This is a genomic window from Nocardia sienata NBRC 100364 (assembly GCF_001613205.1).
GTDB classification, from domain to species: Bacteria; Actinomycetota; Actinomycetes; order Mycobacteriales; family Mycobacteriaceae; genus Nocardia; species Nocardia sienata.
This window is the reverse complement of the sequence record NZ_BDBX01000004.1, coordinates 499433-514930: the sequence shown is the minus strand read 5'-3', so window position 1 is coordinate 514930 and position 15498 is coordinate 499433. Positions and strand designations below refer to the sequence as shown.

General features: G+C 68.5%; 17 protein-coding genes and 1 pseudogene. 8 read left to right on the top strand and 10 right to left on the bottom strand.

Features of this window, described 5'->3' with window-relative positions; all coding sequences use genetic code 11:
* Positions 1-200: 200 nt before the first annotated feature.
* From NS4_RS05475 to NS4_RS05460, 4 genes and pseudogenes are all read right to left on the bottom strand, one after another.
* Positions 201-674, bottom strand: a complete 474-nt coding sequence (locus NS4_RS05475) for an RDD family protein (protein ID WP_063058325.1) — start codon at positions 672-674, stop codon at positions 201-203.
* 254 nt (positions 675-928) lie between these two features.
* Positions 929-1927 (bottom strand): annotated as a pseudogene (locus NS4_RS05470) (CNNM domain-containing protein); the annotation flags it as partial.
* Positions 1920-3284: a hemolysin family protein gene (locus tag NS4_RS05465; RefSeq protein ID WP_063058324.1), complete on the bottom strand. Its 1365-nt coding sequence runs from the start codon at positions 3282-3284 to the stop codon at positions 1920-1922. The gene NS4_RS05465 and the pseudogene NS4_RS05470, both read right to left, overlap by 8 nt.
* Before the next feature lie 136 nt (positions 3285-3420).
* Entirely contained in the window at positions 3421-3996 is a 576-nt protein-coding gene (locus NS4_RS05460; RefSeq protein ID WP_063058323.1) for a TerD family protein, read from the bottom strand.
* Positions 3997-4287: 291 nt separating this feature from the next.
* Between NS4_RS05460 and NS4_RS05455 the strand changes: the two genes are divergently transcribed.
* Positions 4288-4686: a MerR family transcriptional regulator gene (locus NS4_RS05455; RefSeq protein ID WP_063058322.1), complete on the top strand. Its 399-nt coding sequence runs from the start codon at positions 4288-4290 to the stop codon at positions 4684-4686.
* A 19-nt stretch (positions 4687-4705) separates the two neighbouring features.
* On the opposite strand, the gene NS4_RS05450 is transcribed toward NS4_RS05455, so the two are convergent.
* Positions 4706-5407 carry a M24 family metallopeptidase gene (locus NS4_RS05450; protein WP_063058437.1) on the bottom strand — a complete coding sequence of 234 codons (702 nt, stop codon included), beginning with the start codon at positions 5405-5407 and terminating at the stop codon, positions 4706-4708.
* 33 nt (positions 5408-5440) lie between these two features.
* On the bottom strand, positions 5441-5830 hold the full coding sequence (locus NS4_RS05445) for a hypothetical protein (RefSeq protein ID WP_157105897.1): 390 nt from the start codon (positions 5828-5830) through the stop codon (positions 5441-5443).
* Between NS4_RS05445 and NS4_RS05440 the strand changes: the two genes are divergently transcribed.
* Positions 5822-6061, top strand: a complete 240-nt coding sequence (locus NS4_RS05440) for a hypothetical protein (RefSeq protein ID WP_063058320.1) — start codon at positions 5822-5824, stop codon at positions 6059-6061. The genes NS4_RS05445 and NS4_RS05440 overlap by 9 nt on opposite strands.
* Before the next feature lie 452 nt (positions 6062-6513).
* Here NS4_RS05440 and NS4_RS05435 read toward each other — a convergent pair whose 3' ends face one another.
* From NS4_RS05435 to NS4_RS05425, 3 genes are all read right to left on the bottom strand, one after another.
* Entirely contained in the window at positions 6514-6885 is a 372-nt protein-coding gene (locus NS4_RS05435; RefSeq protein WP_063058319.1) for an MmcQ/YjbR family DNA-binding protein, read from the bottom strand.
* 247 nt (positions 6886-7132) lie between these two features.
* Positions 7133-8002 carry a sulfurtransferase gene (locus NS4_RS05430; protein WP_063058318.1) on the bottom strand — a complete coding sequence of 290 codons (870 nt, stop codon included), beginning with the start codon at positions 8000-8002 and terminating at the stop codon, positions 7133-7135.
* A gap of 265 nt (positions 8003-8267) precedes the next feature.
* The gene (locus NS4_RS05425; RefSeq protein ID WP_063058317.1) at positions 8268-9263 is read right to left on the bottom strand and encodes an endonuclease/exonuclease/phosphatase family protein; all 996 of its coding nucleotides are present in this window, start codon (positions 9261-9263) and stop codon (positions 8268-8270) included.
* 233 nt (positions 9264-9496) lie between these two features.
* Between NS4_RS05425 and NS4_RS32910 the strand changes: the two genes are divergently transcribed.
* Positions 9497-9976, top strand: coding sequence for a hypothetical protein (locus NS4_RS32910; protein ID WP_218020304.1), 480 nt, complete (start codon positions 9497-9499; stop codon positions 9974-9976).
* 54 nt (positions 9977-10030) lie between these two features.
* On the opposite strand, the gene NS4_RS05415 is transcribed toward NS4_RS32910, so the two are convergent.
* Positions 10031-10642 (bottom strand): TetR/AcrR family transcriptional regulator, encoded by a 612-nt coding sequence (locus tag NS4_RS05415; protein ID WP_063058316.1) that lies wholly within the window; start codon positions 10640-10642, stop codon positions 10031-10033.
* A 101-nt stretch (positions 10643-10743) separates the two neighbouring features.
* On the opposite strand from NS4_RS05415, the gene NS4_RS05410 reads away from it, so the two are divergent.
* The 5 genes from NS4_RS05410 to NS4_RS05390 all read left to right on the top strand — a co-directional run bounded on the left by NS4_RS05410 (position 10744) and on the right by NS4_RS05390 (position 15496).
* Positions 10744-12123 (top strand): cytochrome P450, encoded by a 1380-nt coding sequence (locus NS4_RS05410; RefSeq protein WP_084486786.1) that lies wholly within the window; start codon positions 10744-10746, stop codon positions 12121-12123.
* 360 nt (positions 12124-12483) lie between these two features.
* The gene (locus NS4_RS05405) at positions 12484-13071 is read left to right on the top strand and encodes a hypothetical protein (protein WP_084486781.1); all 588 of its coding nucleotides are present in this window, start codon (positions 12484-12486) and stop codon (positions 13069-13071) included.
* 6 nt (positions 13072-13077) lie between these two features.
* The gene (locus NS4_RS05400) at positions 13078-14307 is read left to right on the top strand and encodes an SRPBCC family protein (RefSeq protein WP_063058314.1); all 1230 of its coding nucleotides are present in this window, start codon (positions 13078-13080) and stop codon (positions 14305-14307) included.
* Positions 14304-14705 (top strand): gas vesicle protein GvpJ, encoded by a 402-nt coding sequence (gene gvpJ, locus NS4_RS05395; protein WP_063058313.1) that lies wholly within the window; start codon positions 14304-14306, stop codon positions 14703-14705. The genes NS4_RS05400 and gvpJ overlap by 4 nt, the downstream gene beginning before the upstream one ends.
* Positions 14705-15496, top strand: coding sequence for a GvpL/GvpF family gas vesicle protein (locus NS4_RS05390; protein ID WP_063058312.1), 792 nt, complete (start codon positions 14705-14707; stop codon positions 15494-15496). Before gvpJ ends, NS4_RS05390 begins: the two co-directional genes overlap by 1 nt.
* The last annotated feature ends 2 nt before the right edge of the window (positions 15497-15498 follow it).

Genomic DNA, 15498 nt, shown 5'->3' with positions numbered 1-15498 from the left:
CGAAGGCCCCCGCCGCGACCGAGACCGAGACCGAGTCGACCGTTCATGAACTCGGTCGCATCGGGCGGCGCTGCGCTGTTCCATCCTTTCGAGAGGTATCCGGTGCCCGAATCGCCGGCCAGACCGGCGATTCGGGCACCTACGCGTGGCACTGCGGATGATCCGCGAGGCGCGGCGTACCGCCCCGGCGGTGGCAGGCGCTAGGGAGTCTCGACCACCTGGGTCCCGTCGGCCACCCGGTCGTGCCAGCCCTGTTTGGTCGAGCTGGTACCGACCGTGACGGCGATACCGAGCGCGGCGAAGAACCAGAGGACACCGCCGATACAGGGCACCAGGTTGAGCAGCATATAGGCGTTGCGCAGGGCGGATTCCTTGATGCTGGGCTTCGCCGCCCCACCGGATCCGTTGACGTGCAGGCCGAGCAACTTCTTACCGGGGGTGGAGCCGGAGATCACCTCGAACCCGAGGAAGTACAGGAAGGCGAATCCGGCCCCGGGCAGGATCGACACCCAGCCGGGGGTGTGGGCGGTCTTGTCCAGCAACCAGAAGAAGATTCCGCCGATGATCGCCGCGACGATCCAGTCGATGAATCGGGCCGCGGCGCGTTTGCCCAGGCCTCCCGGGGTGATCCCGGCGGCCGCGGTGAATCGGGGGTCGTATGCTCCGGTGGTCATCGTGGTCCTCCTCGATAGCGACCGCCCCCGCAGGTGTGGGCGCGGTGCCCGAACCGGGGGCGGCTTCCACGATCTCATATCTGGTCGTGACGTTCGAAACGGTCGTCCGCGGAATCATTGGGCCCGTTGATATCCCGGGTTCCATCGCAGTGCCGTTCGCCGCCCGTATCGTCGGCGGCGGCCGCGGGCGGCACCGGTTCGCTGTCCGTGCGCCGCGGTGTTGCGGTCCGGGGCGGCGTTTCCGTGACCGGCCGGGGCAGCAGGCGTTGCAGGACGTCGGTGATGGTGATCAGGCCGATCGGGTCCGCGCGGCCGGCCGCGGTGACGACGGCCAGGTGGCTGCGGGTCTCCCGCATGGTGCGCAGCGCCTCGTACACCTTTGTCGTGGTGGTCAGGGTCAGGACCGGACGGATCAGCCGTCGCGCGGTAGTGCCCGGCTCGGCCTGCAGGCTGTCGCGAACGTGCAGGACCCCGTCGATCCGGGCGCCCTCGCGAACCAGCAGGCGCAGATGTCCGGACTCGCGCGAGATCGCCTGGATGGTCTCCGGCCCGGCGTCCGGACCGACCGTGCTGAGGTGGGCGTCGGGCCGGACGATATCGGCGACCGTGAGCTGTTCCAGTTCCAGAGCACTGATGAGATTGCCGTGGTAGCGCTCGTCGAGGGTGCCCACGGTCGCGGAGTGTTCGACGAGGTGGCGCAGCGCGGCGGGATCCTGACCGGCGTCGACTTCGTCCACCGGGGTCACGCCGACGGCGCGCAGGCACCGGTTGGCGGTGCTGTTCAGCGCGGTGAGCAGCGGGCGGGTGAACCACATGAACACGCGCATCGGGACGGCCAGGATAGTGGCCGATTTCTCCGGATGCGCGATCGCCCACGATTTGGGCGCCATCTCACCGACCACCAGATGCAGGAACGTCACCACGATGAGCGCGAGGACGAAGCCGATGATGTCGGCGCCCCAGGCCGGCGCGCCGAGATCTTCGAACAGCGGGGTCAGCCAGTGGTGCACCGCGGGTTTGGTGATCGCGCCCAGCGCCAGGGTGCACACGGTGATGCCGAGCTGCGACCCGGCCAGCAGCACCGACAGTTCCGCGGAACTGCGCAGCGCCGCGCGTGCGGCCGTACTGCTCGCCGCGGCGTCCTCGAGCCGGTGCCGCCGGGCGGCGATGAGCGCGAACTCGACCGCGACGAAGAACGCGCTCGCCGCGATCAACCCCACCGTCACCGCCGCGACGATCCAGGGGTTACTCATCTGCGGTGGCCTCCGATTCGGGCCGCACAGTGACGAACACCGACGCGGGCACGTGCTTGTCGACGCGGCGCACCTCGGCGACCAGGATGCGGGCCGGCCGTGGCGGGTCGCTGAGATAGTCGGCCGGCTCGGCCGGCAACGGGACACGGATCTGATCGCCGGCCTCGGGTAGTCCACCGAACACCCTGATCATCAGGCCGGCGAGGGTCTCGTGATCGCCGCTGGGCAGAGTGCATTCGAGGAGACGTTCGACCTCGTCGAGGTGGATATCGCCGCGCAGCAGCCAGCCCTCGCCCTCGGCGACGATATCGCCGGCGGTGCCGGGGTCGTGTTCGTCGGCGATTTCGCCGACGAGTTCCTCGGCGATGTCCTCGACGGTGACGATCCCGGCGAAACCACCGTATTCGTCGACGACGAGCGCCATCTCCTCACGGGCGACGCCGAGCCGGTCCACCAGCTCGGGCAGTGGCAGCGATGCCGGGACCAGGACCGCGGGGCGCAAACAGGTCTGCGCGGTACCGGCGGGTGCGCCGTCGAGGAGGTCGTGCAGATGGATCACCCCGCGCAGGTCGTCGCTGGAATCACCGACGACCGGGTAGCGCGTATGGCCCGTGCGCATCCGGGTGAGGACCTCGCGCACCGGATCATCGATGTGCACCGTGTCGACCCGCGCCCGGGGGATCATGGCGTGTTCGGCGGTGCTGGTCGGGAAGTCGAGGATACGGTCGAGCAGCGTGGACAATTCGGCGGGAAGTTCCCCGGAATCACGGGATGCCGCGACGATGTGCTCGAGGTCGCGGGGGGTGGCCGAATGCTCTACATCGTGCACCGGTTCGATACGCAGAGCGCGCAGCAGCAGGTTCGAGGACTGGTCGAACAACCGGATCAGCCATCCGAACACTTTCAGGTACAGCGTCGTCGAGGCCGCGAGCCGGCGGGCGACGGGCTCGGGCCGGGCGATGGCGAGGTTCTTCGGTACCAGTTCCCCGAACAGCATCTGCACCACGGTGGAGAACGCGATGGCCAGCACTGCCCCGATGCCGACCCCCACGGCGACCGGCACCCCGGCACCGCCCAGCAGATCCCCGAGCCCCCGGCCGATGAGCGGTTCGGCGACATAGCCGACCAGCAGCCCCGTCACCGTGATCCCGAGTTGGGCGCCCGAAAGCATGAACGACGTGCGCCGGGTGACCCGCAGCGCCCGGCCGGCGGCCCGGTCGCCGGCCGCGGCACCGGCTCTCAACCGCGACCGGTCCACGGCCATGAACGCGAATTCCTGGGCGACGAAATAACCTGTCGCCGCCGTGATGAGCAAGACGACGAGGATACCGAGGGCGATGTTCAGTGCGGTCAGCATTGTCGCGTCCCGGTCCGGTGTCGGGGAGGCTCCTCGCCCCGGCGCGCGCCGGGGCGCCGATTCTTGCGCGATGCGCGTCTCATGAACTCTCTTCGTTCAGGGAATGGGTGAACCGTGGAATCGGTGGCGCCGGATGTCAGACGTTGACGCCGTAGTCGCGGGCGATCCCGGCGAGTCCGGAGGCGTAACCCTGCCCGATGGCGCGGAACTTCCACTCGGCACCGTGGCGGTACAACTCGCCGAACACCATCGCTGTTTCGGTGGAAGCGTCCTCGGACAGGTCGTAGCGCGCCAGTTCCGTCCCGTTGGCCCGGTCCACCACCCGGATGAACGCGTTGCGCACCTGGCCGAACGATTGCTGCCGGGCATCGGCGTCGTGGATGGACACAGGGAAGAAGATATTGGTGATCGTCGGCGGGGTGGCCGCGAGATCGACATTGATCACCTCGTCGTCGCCTTCGCCCGCACCGGTGAGGTTGTCACCGGTGTGCTCGATACTGCCTTCGGGGGAACGCAGGTTGTTGTAGAACACGAAGTGCTGGTCGGACACTACTTTCTGCTCCGGGCCCGTCGCGATGGCGCTGGCATCCAGATCGAAATCGGCGCCCGTGGTCGACCGCACATCCCAGCCCAGACCGACCGCCACCGCGGTCAGGTTCGGCGCCTGCTTCGACAGCGAGACATTTCCGCCCTTGGCGAGACTGACACTCATTTCGGCTTCTCCTGATTCTCGGGATGTCATCGGCTGTCCGACACCGCGGTCGTCGGGGCGGCCGCGAGAGGGCGTTCTTCGTTGCCCGGTGTTCGCGTGACCGGCCGTCCGGATACCTGCGCGGAGGTCGCCCGGCGCGGATACCGGTCGCGGCTCAGCACGCGCGGGGTGTCCTGCCCACCGGCCGTTCGGTGCCGGTGACGCTGCGCGTTTGCCGAGTCCCTCGTGCGGACATATATCCGACACTAGCACGCACCACTGTATGGTTGACGGTGGCAGAAGGAGGTGCCCGTGCCCGAGTCGCTGCTCAGGATCGGTGAGTTCGCTGCCCGCGCCGAGGTCAGCGCCCGCACCATCGACTACTACACCGGCCTGGGGCTGCTGGCACCGGCCGAACGCACGACCGGTAACTACCGGCTCTACAACGCCGCCGATATCGCCCGGGTCCACCTCATCCGCCGGCTCGAGGCGCAGGGGTTGCCCCTGGAGGAGATCGCCACCGCGCTCACCGCCGACCCCGGCGATATCGGGCATGTGCTGGACCGTATCGACCAGGACCTGAAACTCCTGCACGCCGCCGCCGAGACCGCTCCGGCCGAGATCCACGGCCTGCTGGCGGTGATCAGCGCCCGCATCCACTCCCTGATCATGGTGGCGCTGCAACTGCCGCCCGATATTCCGGTCCTGTGAACCGCGTCCGGGTGGAGAGCTACGCGGGTGGCCGCAGATCCAGAAGCTGCTCGAAGAATCCGCCGAAACCCCGTTCGCGGTCGACGAGATGGATCTCCAGGATCCAATGGCAGGTGCGGCCGGTGGGGTCGGTGCGACGCATGGGAATATCGGATCCGGGCGCGATATAGGACGTGACCTCGGTGCCGGAGATCTGCTTGTGCGGGAACTCCCCGATCAAGTGGCCCGCAATGGGGGCGGTGAAGGCCCAGCCCTGCTCGGCGGCCCGCGCGACGGTCCAGTCGTACAGTTGCGCGCCGGTGATTGCTGGATGGGTGGCGAAGTGGTGGCGGACCCGTTCCCACAGTGGTTCGAGGGCATCGCGTACCGCGAGTTTGGCCGGGTCGTCGCCGAGTACGTAGGTGCGGCCGAAATCGGCTTCCCATTCGGCGAAGATCGGCCCGAAGTCGAGGAAGCAGATATCGTCCGCGCCGATGACCCGGTCCGGCGGGTTCGCCGCGTAGGGCTCGAGGGTGTTCACGCCGGCGCGGACGATACGTTTGTGCCAGAAGCGGCGGATGCCGAACATTTCGTACGCGAGATCGCCTACGGCCTCGCCGACTGCGGACTCGGTGCCGCCGGGAGCGATGAGACCGCGGGCCACCACTTCGTCGAACAGGGCCGCGGCCTTGGCCTCGGCATCCAGCAGTGCCGTTGTTCGCGCCGATTCGGCGCGATCCACCTCCATGGATCCGACACTAGGACATCGCGACCGCTACGCCGCCGGGGGTGGTTCGACCGGAGATCGGGGATCGGCAATCGAGTGGCGGATGAACCCGCCGCGATCAGCGTAGGAAGGGGGAACGACCTCGGCGAGCAGTGCGTCGGGGCGGTCGAGCGGGATGATGTGGCCGCACGCCGGGATCAGCCGGCCGACGAGATCGTCGCTGACCGTACTCGATTGCCGGTACAGTGCGCTACCGACGCTGTCGGCGCCCAGCGCGAGAGTCGGTACGCGCAGCCGGGAATCGGCGACCGCGGCGGCGATCAGGCGTGCGTACGGACTGACCGAGCTCGGGCAGTCGCTGGAACTCGTCCTCGCGACGATGCGTGACAGGCCGCCGCACTCGCCGCCGCGCTCGGACACCCGGTCGAGGTGACCCATATCGCCGAGAGCACCGCCCGGGAACATACGCTCGCCGCCGGGGCCACCGCGGAATTCGCGGACGGGGCACTGGCCGGTCAGGCATTCGCCCGGGCCGGCGGGAACGCCGTGCTGACAGGTGATCTCGCCGAAAGCCTCGGCCGGCCGGCGCGCACCTACGCCGATTGGGTCGCCGACCACGTTCCGGCATTCGGCGACGTGCCGGCGGCGGGCAACTGGCGTTCGTACTGACATGGGCCGCGCGCGGGGCGTCGTCGTCACCGCACCGCGCGGGTCAGGCCCCGAGCCTCATCCGGGATGACGCTGATCTCGATGGTCCGGCCCGACCCGAAGCCCGCGCGTTTGCTCCCACTGCGCGGCCAGAACCGCTACCCTTCGGGCGTCTCGTGACCGGCCACCCGGGCCGGTCCGCACCGTTCGTTCGAAACCATGCCGCTGCGGCCCGGTCAACTCGCGGGCTCCCGTCGCCGACCGGGGACGGGAGCCCACACGCAGTCCGTCATGTGCTACGGATCGGCGAGGCGGCACGGCCCGGCCCGGGTGGGAATTCACGCGTAGTCGATCCTTCTGTGCGCCTGGGGACTTCACGAGGGAGCGAAGCCGGATCGGCAGCGGGACCGCAGCGACCACCGATCAAAATGTGCGGACGGCCCATAACTCCACACCAGCCGGCGCCGCGGTCGCTACCCGGGCCCGCTTTCGTCCAGCCGGGACACCAGTGTCTTCGGGGCGACGGTGCGGTAGGCGTCGACCACGATCTCGCCGATCTCCGCCCAATCGACCGATACATCCAAATAGACCCCGAGCCAGCCGCGATGACCTACATAGGGCGGCCGGAAGAATCGTTCGGGTTCGGCGCTCACCATGGCTTCTTGGGCGCCGGGCGGCGCGGCGCACCAGAAACCCAGCCGATCGCTGTGATGGTGGTCGGCGTAGGTCACGAAGGTTTTCCTCCCCCGGATGAACCAGGTGGGTTCGCCGTGACTGATCCGCTCGGAGGTCTCGGGGAGCGCAGTGCACAGTCCGCGCAACCTGGTCAGTGGCGTTTCGGCCATGGCGTCACCCTAGCAACGCGCACCGACGACTTTCGTGGCACGTCGCCCGCCCGTGTTGCCGGTTCGATGAACGGACACGGACGGGCGACTGGTGCTCAGTTGCCCGCGCCGACGGTATCCGCGCTGCCGGCAGGGCGGCCGGGCGCGCTACGCCTTCGCCGTGGCACCGAGCTCACCACCACGGTGCTCGGTGTCGCCGGGGGCCGGGGCGTGCGGGAGTCGTGAATGTGCGGCAGGATCCGCGGTCTCAGATCCCCGGCGCCGACGGGTCGCCGATCTCTACGGGATTGGACGGATCCGCGCTCCACTGCGACCAAGAACCGGGGAACAGGCTCGCCTCCCGCCCGGCCGCGGTGAGCGCGGCGACGGCGATCGCGGCCGTCACGCCCGAACCGCAGTAGACGGCGAGCGGCCGAGCCGGGTCGCCGGCCGGATACCGGGCGAGGATCTCCTGGTCCGGGAGAAAGCGTCCGGATTCGTCGAGCAGTGCCGTCGCGGGAACATTGCGTGCCCCCGGGATATGGCCGGCCACGGGATCGACCGGTTCGTTCTCGCCCCGGTATCGCTCCGGAGCCCGGACATCGACGAGTGATCCCTGTGCGGCGAGATCGGCCAATTCCTCCGCCGTCACGACATCGCGCGCACCGGTGTAGAGGTCCGGCCGGGTCACGGTGGCGTCGCCGGGCGCCGGGAACACCTGGCCGCTGTCGAGGACCCCGCCGAACTCTCGCCATGCCGTCAGACCGCCGTCGAGGATACGGACATCGGGCAGTCCGGCGGCGGTGAGCACCCACCAGGCGCGGGCCGAACCGGCGCGATTCCAGTCGTCGTAGACCACGACCGGGACGCCGTCGCGGACGCCCCAGGCACGCAGTCTCCGTTGCAGTGCCGCACCGTCGGGTAGTGGGTGGCGCCCGCGGCCGGTCACCGAGTGATCGGACAGTTCGCTGTCCAGATCGGCGTAGACGGCGCCGGGCAGGTGCCCGGCCCGATAGTCGGCGCGCCCATCGGGGCGGTCCAGCCGCCACCGCACGTCCAGCAGCGTCACCGGTTTCCCGGAGGCGATCGTTTCCGCCAATTCGGCGGCGGTAGTGAACACCTCGGCACGAGTAGTCATCGAAAAGTCTCCACCTTCGCGGCCGGTCGTCAGGGCTATCCCGTCGCGGCGCGACCGGCGCGTATCGGCGACGACGGCACAGCGGATGCTAGCAGCGGTCCGGACGGATATCGGCGGGCGAGACACCGGCGCCGCGCCGCGACCGCGCTCGCGCGATTCGAATCTCCGAGAGGCGAACTCGGCGCCGGTGCGCGCCGGCCGACCCGGAAGTCCGGGTTCGGCCGCGCGCAAACCCTTCGCGGGTGACGCGGTCCGGCGCCGGTTGTCATCGGTCGCCGCCGGAGCCGCGGCCGGTGCTCGGCGTATTGCCCCCGGACAGCTGGATCCGGGCCACGAGGGCCCGGTGATCCGTGCCGGGCAGGCCCACTGTCTCGACTTCCACCGCACGACCGCCCGCGATCAGGATATGGTCGATGCCCACCAGCGGGGGCCACCCCTTATCGGTCGGGTAGGTGACCAGGTGTCCGGCCCCCGCCTGTACGGCGGCGTCGGCGAACCGACCGGATGACAGCGCGCGGTACTGCGCATGGTCGTAGGTCGCGTTGAAATCACCGCCGACGATCACCGGCCGGTCCGCGGGCGCGCGTTCCAGGATCGCGCGCAGCCGTGACAGCTCGTCCGCCCACACCGATGTCCCGTACACAGGCGGTACCGGGTGGAACGCGTACACCGCCACCGGCCCGACCTCCGGGAGCGCCGCGGTCGCCGAGAGCTGGTTCAGCACGAACCTGTCGTACTCGACGGTGTCGGAGAGCGGGTGACTGCTCCAGATCCCGGTTCCGGCAGCGGTCCGTCCGGGGGAGAGATGTCGGTGGGGCAGTGCCTCGTCGAGTCCGGCCCGGGCGAGTGCCGCGACCGCGGCCGGGGTCAGTTCGTCGACGGTGAGTATCTCGACCTTCCGGGCACGCACCTCGTCGACCAGCGCGCGCGGATCTGCCCCGTCGAAGAGAAGATTGGCCTGCATCACTTTGACCGTGTAGCCATGGTCGTCGCCCCGAACGCCGGTGTAGAGAGGGGCCTGCGTCCAGATTCCGGCGGCGGCGATCACCCCGGTCAACCCCACACCGCCCCAGCGCCGCCCGGCGGCGAACACCGCTGCCCCGATGAGTGCGCAACCCATCAGATACGGCGCCCCCGAAGCCGCGAGCACGAGCAGGCGGGAACTCGAGCGGCTGAAGTGCAGACCCACCCCGGCGGCTCCGGCGAGGGTGGCTGCCCAGGCCAGCGCCCCGATACCCACTCGAACCGGATTCCACCTCATATCCGACAGCCAAGCACACGGCCCGCGCCGCGAATCCGGCCGCCGCGGCCCGCGACGCGGGCCGGTCGGCTCGGCCGGCCATGCGGCTCCGATACCCGTTCGAGCGGCTCGCCGAGTACCGGGAAGTGATCAGGAATCGAGAAGCGCTGGTCGAAGGCTCCGCAATAACGTCGTCCGCATCGACATTCGCGCGGCAGATCGCCGGGAACTGCGAAGCTTGTGAGGAGGACGCGATGAACTGGAACGGGTGGCTTCGGCGGGCGCACCGGGTGCTGGCGATGATTTTCACGGTGGCCCTGGTGATCACCGTCGTGGTGCCGGCGCTTCAAGGACCGGAGTGGGTGTCCTATCTGTCGCTTCCGCCGCTCGCTCTCCTTTTCTTTTCCGGTGCCTACCTGTACGCCAGGTCCCTCGTCGCGCTCCGGCGTGACGGGGAACCGGTGGGTATCACGCCGCGGTCCGCCGCGCAGTCGCTCGATCGTCCGTCCGGAAGCCGGGTCCGGCAGTTGCATCGCTGGGCGGCCGTCGCGTTCACGGTGGCCGTGCCGGCCACCTTTGTTGCACTCTCGATTCCGGAGCCCGTCGTCTGGGTGTCCTATCTCCCACTGATCCCGCTCGCCCTGCTCTTCTTCTCCGGGCTGTATCAGTTCGTCCTGCCCTACCGGAACTCGCGCTCCGCGGGCGCGTCCGACCAGCGGGCCGCCGCAGCCTGATACACCGTGGTGTCGGTGGGTGGCCGATATGTAACGCGTGTTCCGGCGGCAGGGTCAGCGATAGAGGCCGACCAGGGCGCGCGACGCCGCGTCGATCACCTCGTCCGCGGACGCCCGCAGAGTGCCGTCGAGCCAGGCGGTGACGAGTTCGGCCATACCGCCGACGAAGAGCAGGCCGGCTGTTTCGTCGGCGTTCTCGCTGCGGTCGCGGGGGCCGAAGAATTCCCGCGCCTCCAGCGCCGACTGGTGGGCGAGGTGGCGCAGGAGTTCGGTTCGGCGCCGGCGTAATTCCGGTATCGCGACCGACTCGACGATGGCGACCCGGCCCTTGCGTGGATCATCGATCAGCTGTTGGACGAATGCGCGGATCGAGGCCCGGGCCCGCGCGGCCGGGTCCGGGCCGGCGTGTTCGGCGGCCCGTCGGCTGGTCTCCTCGATCTCTGCCGCGATCCCGTCCATCACGGCCTCGAGCAAGGCGCCCAGCCCGGAAAAGCTTTCGTAGAAATAGCGCTCGCTCAATCCCGCCGCGGCGCAGACGGCGGTCATCGTGGTCCGCGTGTCCGGATCCGCCCAGACGGTCAGGCCCGCCTCGAGTAGCCGGGCGCGGCGTTCGGCGGCGCGATCGGCCGCGCTGACGCCCCGGTAGATCCCCGATTGCACGGCCACATCCTCAGCATGCCACAGCAATCGCCGAACCAAGGTTGACAGGATGCCCTTCCTGAATCAGTCTGGACGTGACCACCGCCACACCAGCATGAGGTGAGCAGATGAAGGCCGAGGCCCTGGAGCCACGCGAGGAAGCCGTTACGACGGGGCCGGCGGCCACGCGCCCGATCCCGGTCCAGCACCGCGACGACCGCGGATTACCCCTGCTCGGGCAGGTGCTGGAGTACGCCAAGGATCCGGTCGCGCTGTGCCGCGGCCGCTGGGAGCGCTACGGCCCGGTGGCGCCGTTCCGCGCGCTCGGTAAGAACGCGGTGATGCTGCTCGGGCCCGATGCCTGCGGGGCGGCACTACAGAACAAGGACAAGGCGTTCGCCAACGAGCCGGCCTGGTCCGAACTCGTCGGCCCGTTCTTCCACCGCGGTCTCATGCTCATCGATTTCGAGGAGCACCTGGCGCACCGGCGAATCATGCAGGAGGCGTTCACGAGAACACGCCTCGAGGCCTACACCCAGCGTCTGCACCCGGCCATCGAACAGGGTGTGGCGGCCTGGGAAGAAGGCACCGAGTTCCCGTCGTACTGGAAACTCAAGCAGCTCACCCTCGATATCGCCGCGGATCTGTTCATGGGCGGCGTGCAGGACACCGGACAGGCCGAGATGGACCGAATCAACAAAGCGTTCATCGCCTGTGTGCAGGCCGCCGCCGGGATCGTCCGCATCAACGCGCCGTTCACGCGGTGGGGCCGGGCCTATCGCGGCCGCAAGGTGCTCGAGGACTTCCTCCGTCATTACCTGCCCGCCAAACGCGCCGAGCGGACCGACGACATCTTCTCGGTGCTCTGCCACGTCGAGGACGAGGACGGCGAGCGGTTCGGTGACGACGACGTGGTCAACCATATGATCTTCCTGATGATGGCGGCCCACGACACCTCCACCATCACCACCTCCACCATCCTGCAGTACCTCGGGCAGCATCCGGACTGGCAGGAGCGCTGCCGGGCCGAGGCGCTCACCCTCGGGCCGACGCCCTCGATGGCCGAGCTGGACAAGCTGGTGTCGATCGATCTGGTGATGCGGGAGGCGCTACGCCTGCGGGCTCCGGTCCCGGTGCTGGTCCGGTACGCGGTGAAGGACACCGTGGTCGAGGGCGTTCGTATCCCCGCCGGCACCGATGTCATCGTGGGTATCCAGTTCACCCATCTCATGGACGACTACTGGACCGATCCGCTGTCCTTCGACCCCGACCGATTCGGTCCCGAACGCCGCGAGGACAAATCGCACCGCTTCGCGTGGGAACCGTTCGGCGGCGGTGTACACAAATGCATCGGAATGTACTTCGGGGGTCTGGAGGTGAAGGCGATCATGCACAAGTTGCTGCGCGAGTACCACTGGACCGTCGATCCCCGCTACGTGCCACCGATGGACTATCACTCGCTGCCGTTCCCCAAGGACGGCCTGCCGATCACCTTGCTCCGTAATTGAACCGCCGGCGCTCCGCCGCTCGGCGTCGTTATTCGGCGGAACTCTCACCGAGGGCTCGCGGGCGGGACCGCGACTCCACACGCTGCGCGAATGCGAGTTGTGCGTGTGCCGGGCGGTAGTGCCGATCGAGGCCGGCCGTGCGGGACCGCCCGAGCGCGAACCGGCGAAAGGGTCGCTACTGGGTCTCGCCGGTTCGCTGTCGTGTTCGTTTCTTGCCCTGTACGCCTATCGACCATGCGGGTAACCAGTAATACGCTGGAGATCGTCCACCGTAACGTGGTCTGTCACATTTCCGGGGTCTCTGGCTTCGGCCGCTCCCGTCGTGAGGTGTAGCGGTACTCGAGGCGGCGAGGAGTGAGCATGAAGGGCGGAGCAAGAATTGCGTTAGGGGTGGGAATCGGATATTTCCTGGGTCGTACCCGCAAAATGCGCTGGGCGATGGGACTCGCGGGCGCGGCGATGTCCAAACGATCCACGGGGCTGGCAGGTGAACTACTCGAACGCGGCACATCGACACTGGGCGGCTCCGCGGAGCTGACCAAGATCACCGACACCGTGCGGGGCGAGCTGCTGGGGGCGGTCCGCTCGGCGGCGGTGACCGCGGCGAGTAACCGCCTAGACGCGCTGAACGAGCGGCTGCAACCTCCCGCGCCGACCGAGGACGAGGACGGCGGCGGCCGGCGGGCCACCGCATCGGAGGAGAAGCCCGAGCCCGAGCCGGACGAGGCGGCCGACGAAGAGCTCGACGAGTCCCCGGACGAAGAAGAAGCCCAAGAACCCGCGCCGCGGCCGCGTGCCCGCCGTACGACCGCGACCAAGTCCTCCCGGTCCGGTACCCGTATGTCGGCCCGGTCGTCCGGCTCCGAGGAGAGCGGAACGACCACGCCGCGTCGACGGCGCGCCGGAGCCGATACCGAGAAGGCACCCGTGCGGCGGACGAGGCGGTGACCGGATATGGCAAAAGTATTGCGTGACACCGTCTCGGGCGTCGGCAAAGCGGCCACCGATACCGCCGGCCGTGCGACCGGAGCCGCGAAATCGGCCGGTTCGACAGCCCGGAAAACCGCGGAGCAGGGGAGTGCCGGCGATCTGCTCCGGCAATCGGTGCAAAATCTGGCCGGAACCCTCGCCCAACGTGCCGTGTCCGGTCTGTCCGGGGGCGTATCGGGTGCGGCCGGCCGGTTGAACGAATATGCCGAAGGTCAGGGTGGCAACCTGCTCGCGGCGCTGACGGGAGTAGAGAAGCTCGCCGAAGGCAAGTCCCCCATGCGAGCCGCCATGAGCGCGGGAGTGAGCAAACTCGGGCAGTCGGTCAAGGACACGGTGTCCTCTGCCAAGGATGCGCTCACCGGCGGTGGCGGCAAGGGCGGCAAAGGGAAGAAACTCAAACTGGCCAATATCGTCGAGCACATCGATATCGGCGCCGAGGTCGAGCTCGTCTACGACCAGTGGACCCAGTTCGCGGAATTCCCCAGGTTCATGAAGAAGGTGGAACAGGTCGAACAGGTCGCCGACGAAAAACTCTCCTGGACCGGGCGCGTGTTCTGGTCGCGGCGGATCTGGGAATCCACGATCCTCGAACAGGTGCCGTTCGAGCGGATCATCTGGCGATCCAAAGGGGCCAAGGGCTATATCGACGGCGCGGTCACCTTCCATGAACTGGGCCCGCACTTCACCCGGGTTCTGGTGGTTCTGGAATATCACCCGCAGGGCTTGTTCGAGAAGACTGCCAATATCTGGCGCGCGGCCGGGCGCCGATGCCGCCTGGAACTCAAGCATTTCGAACGTTACGTCATGACCGAGGCGGTGCTGCGTCCCGACGACATCGTGGGCTGGCACGGGGAGATCCGTGACGGCGAGGTCGTCGAGGACGACGAGAGCGCGCGACGTCGGGAGCAGGAGGAGGACGAGGGCGAGGACACGGGGGGAGAAGGCGAGGGCGCGGAGGACGAAGGCGCCGCGGATGAGGAACCAACCGACGAGGACGAAGAGGAAGACGAAGAAGAAGCGGACGAATACGAGGACGACGAGCGCGGAGACGAGGAGGGCGGCCCCGACGACGAGGAGGCCGAGGACGGCAGGCAAGACGAGGCCCGCGAGGCCCGGCCATCCCGTCGCGCGCGTACCGACCGCCGTGCCGCCGCACCACGCCGTTCCCGGGCACAGCGAGGAGCGAGGACATGACCATAGAGCCCGCGGGTGGCGGCGGTAGCGGCGCAGTGGCCCGTCCCAATTCATCCGGCTTGGCCGAGGTCGTCGACACCATCCTCGACAAAGGACTGGTCGTCGACGCGTTCGTCCGGGTCTCCCTGGTCGGCATCGAGCTGGTGACCATCGACGCCCGCGTGGTGGTCGCGAGCGTCGACACGTATCTGCGTTTCGCCGAGGCCGTCAACCGTCTGGAGATTTCCAGTAACGAGCCGAAGGGACTCACCGACCTCGTGGGCGATGTCACCGAGGGCGCGGCCGAGCACAAGACCAAAGGCGCCATCGAAGCGGCGGGGAAGAAGGTGCAGGACTTCCTCGGGGACGTGCAGGACCAGCGCCAGACCTCCCGGGCCTCCAAACGAGGGGAGCGATGATGTCCACCGCGAGCACCACAACCGAAAGTGATCGCGACCAGCGGACGGGGGTGTACGTCTACGGCATCGTGACCGCCGATGTGGAGCCGGAACCGCACGCCCAGGGTATCGGTGACCCACCCGCCGAGGTCGCCGTCGTACGACACGGCGATATCGCCGCCCTGGTCAGCGAGGTCACGCTCGACCGCCCGCTGGGCATGCCCGACGATCTCACCGCGCACGCGCGCCTGCTGGACGGGACGGCCGCTGTCGCCCCGGTACTGCCGCTGCAGTTCGGCGGTGTCGTGACCGATACCGAAGCGGTGGAAAAGGAGCTACTCGCCCCCAACCACGACCAGTTCCGGAGCGCGCTGAACGATCTGGAAGGCCGCGCCCAGTATGTGATCCGGGGACGTTACACCGAGAACACGGTGCTGCAGGAGATCTTGGAAGAGAACGCCGACGCCGCACAATTGCGCGCGGAGATCCGCGACAAACCCGAAGACGCCACTCGGAACGAGCGAATCAGGCTGGGCGAGATCGTGAACCGGGAGATCGAGGCCAAACGCACTGCGGACACCCGCCGGGTGGCGGCCGCCCTGAGCGATCTCGATCCGACCGTGCGAGAGCGGCAGCCCACACACGAAGAGGATGCGGTGCACCTCGCCGTGCTGCTCGACCTGTCCCGGGAGGACGAGCTGCTGCAAGCGCTGACCGAACTCGGCGAGGAATGGGACGGACGCGTCCGGCTGAACCTGCTGGGCCCGATGGCACCCTACGATTTCGTGACCGCCGGCGAAGCTCCGGGGTGAGG

Bases quoted from the DNA above. Each gene is read 5' to 3' on its own strand.
- NS4_RS05390 (WP_063058312.1), top strand. From the start codon at position 14,705: ATGTCCACCGCGAGCACCACAACCGAAAGTGATCGCGACCAGCGGACG.
- NS4_RS05465 (WP_063058324.1), bottom strand. From the start codon at position 3,284: ATGCTGACCGCACTGAACATCGCCCTCGGTATCCTCGTCGTCTTGCTC.
- NS4_RS05435 (WP_063058319.1), bottom strand. From the start codon at position 6,885: ATGGCCGAAACGCCACTGACCAGGTTGCGCGGACTGTGCACTGCGCTC.
- NS4_RS05410 (WP_084486786.1), top strand. From the start codon at position 10,744: ATGAAGGCCGAGGCCCTGGAGCCACGCGAGGAAGCCGTTACGACGGGG.
- NS4_RS05445 (WP_157105897.1), bottom strand. From the start codon at position 5,830: ATGGGTCACCTCGACCGGGTGTCCGAGCGCGGCGGCGAGTGCGGCGGC.
- NS4_RS05405 (WP_084486781.1), top strand. From the start codon at position 12,484: ATGAAGGGCGGAGCAAGAATTGCGTTAGGGGTGGGAATCGGATATTTC.
- NS4_RS32910 (WP_218020304.1), top strand. From the start codon at position 9,497: ATGAACTGGAACGGGTGGCTTCGGCGGGCGCACCGGGTGCTGGCGATG.
- NS4_RS05425 (WP_063058317.1), bottom strand. From the start codon at position 9,263: ATGAGGTGGAATCCGGTTCGAGTGGGTATCGGGGCGCTGGCCTGGGCA.
- gvpJ (WP_063058313.1), top strand. From the start codon at position 14,304: ATGACCATAGAGCCCGCGGGTGGCGGCGGTAGCGGCGCAGTGGCCCGT.
- NS4_RS05400 (WP_063058314.1), top strand. From the start codon at position 13,078: ATGGCAAAAGTATTGCGTGACACCGTCTCGGGCGTCGGCAAAGCGGCC.
- NS4_RS05475 (WP_063058325.1), bottom strand. From the start codon at position 674: ATGACCACCGGAGCATACGACCCCCGATTCACCGCGGCCGCCGGGATC.
- NS4_RS05460 (WP_063058323.1), bottom strand. From the start codon at position 3,996: ATGAGTGTCAGTCTCGCCAAGGGCGGAAATGTCTCGCTGTCGAAGCAG.
- NS4_RS05430 (WP_063058318.1), bottom strand. From the start codon at position 8,002: ATGACTACTCGTGCCGAGGTGTTCACTACCGCCGCCGAATTGGCGGAA.